This window comes from Prosthecobacter dejongeii (assembly GCF_014203045.1).
Classification (GTDB): Bacteria; Verrucomicrobiota; Verrucomicrobiia; order Verrucomicrobiales; family Verrucomicrobiaceae; genus Prosthecobacter; species Prosthecobacter dejongeii.
Window position 1 is genome coordinate 1,325,172 of sequence record NZ_JACHIF010000001.1, and the last position, 10,971, is coordinate 1,336,142.

10 protein-coding genes are annotated in these 10,971 nt (G+C 57.5%); 4 read left to right on the forward strand and 6 right to left on the reverse strand.

Translation table 11 applies throughout. The features are described from left to right. The 3 genes from HNQ64_RS05215 (at nucleotide 1) to HNQ64_RS05225 (ending at nucleotide 2,465) form a co-directional block, all read left to right on the forward strand. The gene (locus HNQ64_RS05215) at nucleotides 1–984 is read left to right on the forward strand and encodes a phosphatidylserine decarboxylase (RefSeq protein ID WP_343075875.1); all 984 of its coding nucleotides are present in this window, start codon (nucleotides 1–3) and stop codon (nucleotides 982–984) included. A gap of 81 nt (nucleotides 985–1,065) precedes the next feature. Next, nucleotides 1,066–1,545, forward strand: a complete 480-nt coding sequence (locus HNQ64_RS05220) for a helix-turn-helix domain-containing protein (protein WP_184206051.1) — start codon at nucleotides 1,066–1,068, stop codon at nucleotides 1,543–1,545. A gap of 35 nt (nucleotides 1,546–1,580) precedes the next feature. After that, nucleotides 1,581–2,465: a polyprenyl synthetase family protein gene (locus HNQ64_RS05225; RefSeq protein ID WP_184206053.1), complete on the forward strand. Its 885-nt coding sequence runs from the start codon at nucleotides 1,581–1,583 to the stop codon at nucleotides 2,463–2,465. A 5-nt stretch (nucleotides 2,466–2,470) separates the two neighbouring features. On the opposite strand, the gene HNQ64_RS05230 is transcribed toward HNQ64_RS05225, so the two are convergent. The 6 genes from HNQ64_RS05230 to HNQ64_RS05255 form a co-directional block, all read right to left on the reverse strand. Further along, nucleotides 2,471–3,514, reverse strand: a complete 1,044-nt coding sequence (locus HNQ64_RS05230) for a 3-deoxy-7-phosphoheptulonate synthase (protein ID WP_184206055.1) — start codon at nucleotides 3,512–3,514, stop codon at nucleotides 2,471–2,473. Between the two features lie 39 nt (nucleotides 3,515–3,553). Next, on the reverse strand, nucleotides 3,554–4,345 hold the full coding sequence (locus HNQ64_RS05235) for an HAD family hydrolase (RefSeq protein ID WP_184206057.1): 792 nt from the start codon (nucleotides 4,343–4,345) through the stop codon (nucleotides 3,554–3,556). A gap of 49 nt (nucleotides 4,346–4,394) precedes the next feature. Next, nucleotides 4,395–5,798 carry a hypothetical protein gene (locus tag HNQ64_RS05240; protein ID WP_184206059.1) on the reverse strand — a complete coding sequence of 468 codons (1,404 nt, stop codon included), beginning with the start codon at nucleotides 5,796–5,798 and terminating at the stop codon, nucleotides 4,395–4,397. A gap of 91 nt (nucleotides 5,799–5,889) precedes the next feature. Continuing rightward, entirely contained in the window at nucleotides 5,890–8,160 is a 2,271-nt protein-coding gene (locus HNQ64_RS05245) for a secretin N-terminal domain-containing protein (protein ID WP_184206061.1), read from the reverse strand. Between the two features lie 117 nt (nucleotides 8,161–8,277). Then, complete coding sequence (locus HNQ64_RS05250; RefSeq protein ID WP_184206063.1) at nucleotides 8,278–8,838, reverse strand: DUF4339 domain-containing protein; 561 nt, start codon at nucleotides 8,836–8,838, stop codon at nucleotides 8,278–8,280. A gap of 74 nt (nucleotides 8,839–8,912) precedes the next feature. Next, nucleotides 8,913–9,884 (reverse strand): DUF3500 domain-containing protein, encoded by a 972-nt coding sequence (locus HNQ64_RS05255; RefSeq protein ID WP_184206065.1) that lies wholly within the window; start codon nucleotides 9,882–9,884, stop codon nucleotides 8,913–8,915. Nucleotides 9,885–9,981: 97 nt separating this feature from the next. Here HNQ64_RS05255 and HNQ64_RS05260 point away from each other — a divergent pair, with 97 nt between their 5' ends. After that, the gene (locus HNQ64_RS05260; protein ID WP_184206068.1) at nucleotides 9,982–10,737 is read left to right on the forward strand and encodes a TVP38/TMEM64 family protein; all 756 of its coding nucleotides are present in this window, start codon (nucleotides 9,982–9,984) and stop codon (nucleotides 10,735–10,737) included. Nucleotides 10,738–10,971 lie beyond the last annotated feature (234 nt).

The following is a 10,971-nucleotide window of genomic DNA, read 5'->3' on the forward strand; positions in this document are numbered from 1 at the left end:
GTGCCCTGGGGCCAAGAGACATTTGCTCCGGTGCGGCAGGTGCGGCAATGGTCTGCCAAACGTATCTACAACATGCCTGCTGCGCCCATCCAGTTTTACAATCGCCTGACCCGACGCCTGGAAACGGAGGCCGTTTATGGCGAAGGGCCCTTGCGCTTTGTCTATGAAAATCCGCTGGGCAAAATCGCCCTGCACGTGCTGGTGAAGCGGGCTCTCTTTTCAGACTGGTATGGGCGCCAAATGGATGAACCGAAGAGTGCTGCCCGCATTCGCCCGTTCATTGAAAAATTCAGGGTGGATGAGGCGGAGTTTGCTGATCCTGTGAGCAGCTACGGCAGCTTCAATGATTTCTTTTATCGTCAGTTGAAGCCCTCGGCCCGGCCCATCGTGGCAGACCCCGCCGCAGTGGCCTTCCCGGCAGACGGTCGCCACTTTGTCATTCCAGACGTGTCTCAGTGCCGGGATTTTTTCATCAAGGGCGTGCGCTTTGATCTGCCTGCATTGCTTGGGGATGCCGCTTTCGCAGAACGGTTTGAAAAAGGTAGCGTGCTCATTTCCCGTCTCTGTCCCACAGATTACCATCGGTTTCATTTTCCCTGTGGAGGCACTGCGGATAAACCGCAGTTGATTCACGGTCCTCTTTATTCCGTCAGCCCCATCGCCTTTCTCCAGAGGCCCAGCATCTTCTGGGAGAATAAACGCTACCTCACGCGTTTAGCCACGGGTCCATTTGGGGAGGTGCTTTTGCTGGAGGTGGGGGCCACTTGTGTCGGCTCCGTGGTCCATACATCCGCGCCAGATACGCCCGTCTTAAAGGGAGATGAAAAGGGTTACTTCCGCTTTGGGGGATCCTGTTTCATCACGGTGTTTGAGCCAGGGCAGGTGCGTTTTTGCGAGGATCTTTTGGAAAACAGTGCTCAAAATCGGGAGGTTTATGCCCGCATGGGGGATGTGGCTGCCTGGGGATGTGCAGAGCTGGCTTGAGGCCAGAAGTCGGGTGTGAATCTCCCCGCGTGCATGCATTCAAGCTTGCCAAGCGGCCTGCGTTCGTGAAAAACAGAGCGCATGGAGTCCCATGAAGTCATCCGCCAGGCCTTAGACAAAGGGCATGTGAAAGAAATCGCGGCCAAAATGGGCGTGTCTCTGTCGCTTGTTTACAAGTGGGGGCAGCGTGATGAAGACGACGGTAGCGGAGCTTCTAACCCCCTCGACCGTGTGCGCCAGCTCTATGAGCTAACGGGGGATGATCACCTCATCCAGTGGCTCTGCCAGCAGGCGGAAGGCGTGCTGGTGAAAAACCCGCCCACTGGCAAGCAGCCTGGGCGCGAGGTGATGCCGGCCACGCAGGAGATCGTGCAACAGTTTGCGGATCTCCTTTCTGCCATCAGCCAAGCCGCTGCCGATAACTGCATTAGCAAGCCTGAGGCCGCCAAAATCCGTCACGAATGGGATGAACTGAAGCGCCTCACAGAGCGCTTTGTGAAATGGTGTGAGGTAGGAGATTTCCAGCATTTGGCTGAGGATCTCCGGCGCAATCATCACTGAATCCTCCTGTCTGTTTTCCCTTGTTACCTGTTTTAATGTCCGACCTGAAGACCTACCTCACGGATCGCTGCACCTTTGTGGATGCAGTTCTTGATCGCCTCATTCCTTCCGCTGAAACGGCCCCGGCCACCATCCACAAAGCCATGCGCCACAGCATCTTTGCTGGGGGGAAACGCTTGCGCCCTATCCTTTGCCTAGCGGCAGCGGAGGCAGCAGGCGGCAGCAAAGAAAGTGCCTCGTTTGCCGCAGTGGCGGTGGAGTGTCTGCATACGTATTCGCTGATTCATGACGACCTGCCCAGCATGGACAATGATGATTTCCGTCGCGGGGTGCCCACCTGCCACAAGGTGTATGGAGATGGCATCGCTATCCTCGCTGGCGATGCTTTGCAGGCCCTGGCTTTTGAGCTGGTGGTGAAGACGCCCATCACGGTGCGTTATCACGCGGGTGCTCTGGTGACCGAGCTAGCTCGCACGGCAGGCAGTCTGCACCTTGTGGGTGGCCAGGTGGCCGACCTGGAAGGGGAGGGGAAAAAACTACCTCTGGAGTCCCTGCGTTTCATTCACGAAAACAAAACGGCTGCCCTGCTGACCACCAGCCTGAAACTGGGCGGCATGAGCGCCGACTGTCAGCCGGAAGAATTGCAGGCGCTGAGTGATTTCGGCATGGCCACGGGCCTCGCTTTTCAGATCATTGATGACATCCTGGATGTCACTCAGACCAGTGAAAAGCTGGGCAAAAGTGCGGGTAAAGACCTCGCTTCTGAGAAATCCACTTACCCGGCACTCATCGGTCTCGATGCCTCCCGCGAGGAAGCCCACCGCCTCACCCAGGTGGCGCACGATGCCCTCGCTGTCTTCGGCAACCGCGGCGGTCGCCTGCGCGAACTGGCGGATTACTTGCTAGCTCGCGATTATTGATCTTTTTAGCCTAGCAAGGCATGGGCCTCGCGCAGGGCTTGCTCGGTGGTGGCCCAGTCCATGCAGGCATCGGTGATGGATTGGCCACGGGTCAGCTCATTCAGTGGGCGGGGGAATTTCTGGTTCCCTCCCACGAGATTGCTTTCCAGCATGGCGCCGATGATGGATTCCTCCCCGGCGGCGCGCTGACGGACGATTTCGCGAAAGACTTGCGGCATGCGTTGGTGGTCTTTGGCGCAGTTGCCGTGGCTGGCGTCAATCATGATGGCGGGTTTCAGCTTCGCGGCCTCCAGAGCAGCGCGGGTCTCGGCCACGTCATCGGCCCCGTAGTTCGGGCCGTCTTCGCCGCCACGCAGGATGATGTGGCAGTCAGGATTGCCGGAGGTGGTGACGGCGGAGGCGATGCCGTCTTCGCTCACGCCTAGAAAGGTCTGCGGCTGCATGGCGGCCTTGATGGCGTTTACCGCTGGGGAGATATGGCCAAAGGTACCGTTTTTAAACCCGAGGGGCATGGATAGGCCGGAGGCCATCTGACGATGGGTTTGGGACTCCGTGGTGCGGGCCCCGACGGCGCTCCAGCAGATGAGATCGGCAATGTATTGGGGGGTGATGGGGTCCAGCAGCTCGGTGGCAGTCGCCAGGCCCAGCTCCAGCACATCACGCAGGATGCGGCGGGCAAGACGCAAGCCATCGGGGATGTTGCAGGTGCCATCCAGGTCGGGGTCCATGATCAGGCCCTTCCAGCCCACCGTGGTACGGGGTTTTTCAAAATAAACGCGCATGACAATGCATAGGCGGTCCTTTAGCTCGCGGGCCAGAGCGGCCAGTTTGGCGGCATATTCCAGCCCGGCTTCGGGGTCGTGAATGGAGCAGGGGCCCACGATGACGAGGAAGCGTTTGTCATCGCCGAACAAAATGTTGCGAATCTCTGTGCGAGCCTGGCTGACAAAGGCGGCCTGAGTTTCCGTGGGAGGCAGCTCAGCGACGAGGGCTAGCGGAGCAGGCAGGGGGATGTTGGAGGCGATGTGGACGTTGGACGTGGCGTTCATTCAAAAGGGGCAGTGAGAGGTGGGCGAGCTTTAGGAAGCTCAGCTTTTGGCGGTGCCAAAAAAATGGGTGAGGGCCTCGATCATGCCTTCGCTGGCATATCGCTGCGCGACGAAGCCGCCATGGCTCTGCACGTGGGCTTTGACCACGGGAAGTCCATTGCCTGGAGTGGCGATCATGCTGGCGTGGCGGGGATCTAGCATGGAGAGATCGTTCAGGTTATCGCCGGCCGCAAAGCACTGGCTGGCATTGAGCCCGAGCAGCCTGGCCAATTCGCTGAGGGCGGTACCTTTGCTGTAGGCGCTGTGGGCAAAGCGCAGGTAGATGCCATTGCGATGGTAGCCGATGTCTGGGAACTGCCGGATGTGGGCATCAATGAAGCTGCAAACCATGTCCAACTCCTCTTCACTGCTGCCGACGATGCCCAGTTCCCCGTAGTCTCCGGCGAGGAATTGGCCCTGAGTCTGGGTCTCCACCATTTCACGGATGGCCTTTAGGGAGGCCTGGTGGTCTTTGACGAAACGCTCGTGAGCTTTGCGCGCCTGTTTGTTCCAGGGGCCAAAGTCGGTCCACTTGCTGAACAGCCCAGGTTTGTAGATATCGCACTCCATGGCGATGATGTAGTCAGGCTCCATGAAAATGCCGTATTGAGCCAGTCCCTGGAGGGTCTGGGGGAGGCTACGGCCGGTGTTGATGACCCAGGCAGCACCTAGGTTGCGCAGTTGCTGGATCATCTGCCCCAGCATGGGGTGAAACACAGGCGTGCTATCGTGATGCACCAGCGTGCCATCGAAATCGAAGGAGAGGATGAACGTGGGCTTGCGAGCTGCCATGGGGGGAAGGCTGCACTCTACCCGTGGCACGGGGGAGTCAAGGCAGGCTTCAGGCGGCAGCGAAGGCAGATCTCCAGAATTGGGTCAACGTCATGGCCAGGAGCAGCCAGAGGGTGATCTGATAACCACGGCTGACGAGCCAGCTCGCCCCTCGCCGCCGGGCCCGGCGCAGCACACTTTCACAGCCCCAGAGGAGACTGAGGGTAAGCGGCGCAGTGAGGGCGTGCAGGTAATTGGCAGGCATGACGGCCACATCCCAGGCGGCAATGACACCATAGGTCAGGGTGGCGGTGATTAAAAACAGCACGGTGGGCACCGTCTCAGGATGCAGGCGTTCACCCGCATGGCAGGCCTTGGGGGTCGAGAAACGACAGGCGAGGGTGAAGGCGAATAGCAGGACAAAAAGCACGGCCAGCACCTCTCCGCCACGGCCTTTCAAGCGGCCTAACAAGAGGGCCGCGCCTGCCAGAAGGCGCTGCTGGGCCTCTTGGGTGGAGTGAGTTTGAAAGTACAAGTGAGCGCTGGGCTGGGCAAGCGCGGGGATCTTTTCCAGGCTAGCTCGATCTGGGTGGTTCTCGATCCAGGTTTCTGCAGCTTCCCGGTGATCCAGCCAGCGGATCGAGTCGGTGTAATGAAAGGCGGCATGGCCAAACTGGCGATTGGCCTCTGTCATGCGCGGACCTGCGATGAAGCCGACGGCTGTGACCAGTAGCAGGAGGCCGAACAGATGATTGCGCCGCACCCACAGGGAAGTGCCTTCGTGCGTGCACCAGTGGGCCGCCATCCAGCCCCAGAGGGCTCGCAGGGTACTGACGATGATAAATACGGCGACCAGGGGCAGGATGCGATCCACGGACAGGTAGGCCAAGGCCCCAAAACCACCGACCAAACCGTAAACCCACAGCGAATTCCGTTGCAGCGCGTACAGACAAGCCAGCCAGGTGAGCAGAAGAAACAGGTGGAAAAGGGTAGCCCCTGAAAAAGTGGCCACCGTCCCTAGCCACCCGTGAAAAGCCGTCAAGGCGACGACCAATAAGGCGGCGGGCAGGGCGAAGTGGCGTGCGCATACCAAGCCCAATAAAATCAAGCCCCCCAGGGTGAGACCCACGCGGAACCAGGCAAGGTCATGCAGGGAGCCCGTTAAATTTTGGACATCCAGACTTAACGCGGCTAACCAGGGCCAAAGCGGCTGGACAAGGCCATCGGTGCGATGCGGGACGAGTTTTTTTAGCGGGTCAGAGACGCTGTGGGTGAAGTCGGGCTTAAAATCCGCCTGCGTGGCTTGGGTCAACGCCAAATGCCGCTGCTCCAGCGGGCTTAAAGGGGAAGCCAGGCCCTGCTCAATTTTTTGTCCTGCCAAGAACACATATCCCCAGGCGATGCAGCCCATCATCAGCGCCCAAACAGCCCAGCGTAACCAAGAAATGGGGCTGGGAGGGGGGAGCGCGACCATGCAGACAAAGGAGGGGGTTCCTTCTTATGCCACGTGCCGCCCGGAACATGCAAAAAGAAAATGGCCGCTGTAGCCCTGGGAACACGGGGTTCTATTTACCTGCGGGTTGGGCTCTCGGCACCTCCTCCAGAGGCATGCCAAAACGTAGGGTCTCTTCCATGATGCGAGAACGTTTCGCCTCGATGCTGTTGGGGCTATCCAAATGGGCGGTGGAGTTGATGATTTTAGGCTGGATGAAGATGAGCAATTCATCCCGCGACGTGGATTTCTCCGTGGTGCCAAAAAGATGCTTCAGCACAGGGACGCGGCGGAGGAAAATACCGCCCCGCTCAGTCTTGCCCGTCCGCTCTGTGATGAGCCCGCCTAGGACCACGGTGGCCCCGTCCCGCACTGTCACCGTGGTGAGTAATTCTTGGGTGCCGATGGTGGGCACGGTGTTTCCAGAGATGGTCTGTTCTCCCACGATGTTGTCATTCACCTGAGCGATGCGCAGGGTCACTTCATTGTCGTTATTGATCAGGGGTACCACTTCTAGCTTTAGCACCACGTCTCGGTAGTCAATGCTAGCGCTGGTGGCAGCGATGTTGTTGATGCCTGCATTCGAAAGGATATTCACGGGCACGGCGATACGCTGACCGCTGGAAATGACGGCCTTGCCATTGTTCGTGGTGTACATGCTAGGGCTGGACAGCACCTTGAAGTCCTTGTTTCCTTCCAAGACATTCACGTAGCGGCTGAGTGAACCGAGCTGGCCATAAAAGCTCATGGAACCGGTACCGAAGTTTTCCAGATTGAAGGGAATGTCCAGAGCACCAGCGACCCCTGTGCCTCCGCCAGGGGAGGTGACGTTTTTCTGCCGCAGGGTGAAATCATCCAGCATGTTCAAGAAATCGAAACCGTAGTTGAAATCGCCCCCCAGGTTGAGTTGGCCGATGATGGTGCTGATGTACACCTGCTGTGGCCGCACATCCATTTCCTGGATGAGCTGGTCAATGACGGCGATGTGCTCGGGCGAGCCGCTGACGACGAGGCTATTGGACTGCGGTTCCGCGATGAGCAGGGTCTTGCCCACCACGAGGGATTCGGGCGCAGAGACAGCGTCAGGATCATCCAGCAGGCTACGCTCGGCGCGGCTGTTCTGGCCATTCCCATTGAAGCCGAAACCGCTTTGCCCACCCTGCCCGTAGGCGTTGTTCAGGCCGGAGCTGTCCCGTGAGGCATCTGTGGAGGGGGTATTGGAACTGGCGGTGGGGCGTCGGCTGCTGCTGCTGCGTCGTCCCCCCCCGGAGGCGGCATCCGCCCCGTCATTCTGGATGTCGGTATCCTTCGCCAGGGCATTGTAGGCCACGGGTAAAAAATCGCCCACGTCCAGGTAGGCCAGCTTGCGCTTCAGAAAGGTCACGTCATCGGCCTGCTGATCCAGCTTATCTACCAGCCCACGGATGTAGGTGATATCCACCGGACGAGCGATGACAAGGAGGCTGTTGGTGCGGCGATGGGGGATGACTTTGACCCGGGCCACGCTGGGGTTGGTATTGGCCGTATTGGCGGCACCCAGGGGATTAACTGCGGGGGCGCGACTGCCATTGGCCGCCACAGCGGGCGGCGCAGGGGCTGCCTGGGCAGGCGCAGCCTCCGTTTTTTCCTCTTCAGCATAGATCTCGCTGATGATTTCGGCCACGCTTTCAGCATCGCTGCGCTCCAGTTTGATCATTTCATTGGCGATTTCTGCCGGCGGCACATCAATCACCTGGGCGATCTCATAGATGCTGCGGATGGTGGTGCTGTTCTCGGTGATGATCAGAGCCGCCGCATTTTTCATGGGCATGATGGCTCCGTAGCTATGCAGCTTGATCACCTGCTGAAAAGCCTTGGAAGCTTCGTCCGGGGAGATGTGCACCAAAGGCATTACAAAATGGCACAGCTCTTCATTGTCTGGCAGGTCCTTGATGGAATTATAGACTTTGAGTCCCTCAGGCGTAGGGCTTTTACCGCCATTGTGATGAATGAGTTTCACCGTCGTAGCATCCACTGGAATGATGGCGTAACCATTCAGCAGCAAGGTCGCCTCGATAAACGCGACGGCTTCACGGCGTGTGAGAGGCTGCGGAGCGATGATGCGCAGCGGCTCTCCCTGGAGAGCGGAGTCCAAAATGATCTTTTTCCCTGTGATCTGAGTATAAAAAGGAATAATGGCCTGCACGGGTGTGCTGGGGAAGTTCACCTTGATGGTAGCGCTATCATCAGCCGGAAAACCCTGCTGAGCATGGGAAGTAGCCAAAATCAGTGCGCCCAAAGCAATGGCGATCAGCAGTCGCTTAGCGACGTGTCGTGGGGAGGAATGGACGTATAGAGCAGGCATAAGGAGCCAAAACCACACCTATTATATTTTCCATAACATCAAAGGCAATGGAAATATTCGTTTTTGTTAAAAATCAAACAAATGGTTGCCAGGCGAGACTAGGCCTCTCCAATTTTTTTATTTTCCGAGCCAATCCTGCAAATCCGCAATGCCTGTGCGCAAGAGGGCGATGATTTCGTGAGCCAGAGGTGTGCCTTTTTGCCAGAGCCAGGCAACACCTAAGAGCCAAACGATGCTTTGAATCACCAATAGAACCATCACCACCGTCTCGATCCAGCGCGGCCAATAGAGAAGATAGCCCTTTGCATCCGCCCTGGAAGAATAGATGCGATCTTGGAAAACGGCCCTCGCCCCTTTCCACAAAAGAGGCGGAAAAAAGAGAAAGCCGCTGATCAATCTCTGCAAAACCACTCCAGCCCGCTGATCTACCGGCACCTTGGCATAGTCACGTAGGCGGGCGGTGCGCCGCCGGGTGGTGATGTCACGGACTGTCGCGGGATCTGCGGGGTCAATTTGCAATTCTTCTAATTGGCGCAGCGGCGTCCACTCCGTCGAGCCTTCTCGACGCACGAGATCACTATCGCGAATGGACCCGTATGCGATGTAGCCATAAAGATCATCTAGGCTACAGGGCCCGACGGTTTTCTGGCCTTTCGAGATGTAATAAAGAGAATCCAAGAGACGGGAGTGGGATGACGCGAAGTACGTTCGCTAGCATTTCCCGATCCTGTCAACTAAGAAGCCTCACTTTCTCAGGCTTTTTCTTTAATATGTGCCCAGCAATGGACATGCGGGTCTCCCCGGAAATACCAAATCATGGATGGGCCCTCAATCTGCCACACGTCCCATACCCCATCTTTACCCACATCCTGATTTTGGTAAAAGGCCATGTGGAGGTGATCAAACCCTGCGGCTTCGATGTATTGGAGGGATTCTTTTGCATCCTCGGGGCGGAAAGGTTTGAGGAGATCGCCCAGGACTTGGCGCACGAGTCCCTTTTGGTCAGCCGTCAGTTCCGTCATGGGAATGCCATCCAGTCCAGAGGTTTTACCGGTCAGTTTCACGGTTTTATTGCCCGTTTCCTCACGAGAGTCTCCTTTCAATGCGAGCTGTCGTTGCCGACCGTCCAGCGCTTGAAAGACTTCATTGGCGCGTTTGGCCTGGTACCAATAGGCATTGCCGGCGTGATCAGGCTTTTCATAAAATCCCTTGGCCGCATGGCCATAAAAGATCGGCCCACCAAAAGCGGTGCCCGTCTCACTGTTTCCATCGCAGCGGCGGGTACAGTGACGGCCCGTGAGCACGAATTCGAATTTCCCAGATCCCGGCTGACCAAAAAGAGCGATGGAAGAGCTGGCAAAGCCTCCATCGCTCTTATTGTCCTGATCAAACTGGCGCCAAACTTCCTTCTTATATTCCTCGCTGTGCAGCCCATCAAAAATTTGGCGCACGAGATCCTGCTGATCCGCCCCTAGAACCTCACCGATTTTTTGAGGCGTGATGTGCCAGTTATTATCCACTTTAAGACGGCGCGCGTCCTCCCAGCCAAAACACAGCAGCTTCCGCTGTTCTTCTTTGAGGCTGCCGTAGAGTTGTTGAACGAGCGTTTCAGATTTGGGCAAAGCTTCCACAGCCTGTAGAGCGGGCACGGCCAGTAAACCCGAGGCCAGTGCCCGGCTGCTGCGCTGGAGAAACTGGCGGCGGGAAGAGAGAGCTGTATTCATAGCAGTGACTCAGGAAACGTTCAGAGTAGGCCAACCCTTGAATAAAGATGCAGATTCTGTGTTGAGAAGCCTCTGGGGCAGCGCTGATTGCCCTGAAATGAACGGAACGGACCCTGACCACGCAGCCCCCACCCCAGCCAGCCCACTGTCTGCAAACGTGGAAATCACTGACCAAGCTAGGCTGGAGGACGAAACCACTCGTTCCATGGGCCGGGAAAATCGGCGCATGCTCATCCTCGTGGGGATCATCGCCTTCTTTCTCCTGGTCGCTCATTTTACACCCCTGAAAGCATGGCTCACCAACATCCAGGCCTGGAAAGACTTTGTGGATGAACTCGGCTGGATAGGCCACCTCAGCTTCATCCTCGCCTGCGCGGGTGGGGTCATGATAGGGTTACCTCGCTTGCCGCTCTGCGCTGGTGCAGGCCTCATCTTTGGTTTTGTGGAAGGCCTGGGTTTATCGTTAGCGGGATCGGTAATGGGGTCCTATGGCGCTTTTTTAATGACACGCGCCGGAGCGCGCCGGGCGGTACTGGCACGGGCGGAAAAATGGCCGTGGCTGCGCCAGATGCTGGAGAAACCTTCCTGGCTGAAAGTTTTCTGGGTGCGCCAGATGATGCTGCCAGGCCTGGTCCTCAATGTCCTCCTAGGCGTGACGGAGGTGGCACACGCCACCTTTTTGTTCGGCACTCTGGCGGGGTATCTCCCTCTAAATGTTGCCTTTACCTTAGTAGGCAGCGGGTTGGGCAAAGGATCGCTAGCACACTCGTTGACGCAATTGTTAGGCGCGCTGGCCGTGGTCAACGTGGTGGGATGGTTAGTCTGGCGCCTGGCGCGCAAGCGCCAGGCCTAACTATCAATATTGGTTAGGGGGTGAGGGTGGAGTGGGGAAGTTGGGGTGTTTTTTGGGAAGAAGGGGAGTTGGGCGGGTGAGGAGGCGTTAAAAACGGTGATTTTGGGGGTAAAAGAGGGTTTTTGGGGATGGAGGAGTGAAAAAACCTTCAAAAAAGAGTAAAAAGGAGTTGCGGGGAATCTGGGGCTCGGCATACTTCCAATCCGCCACCGAAACAGGAGCGGCTGAGGAAAG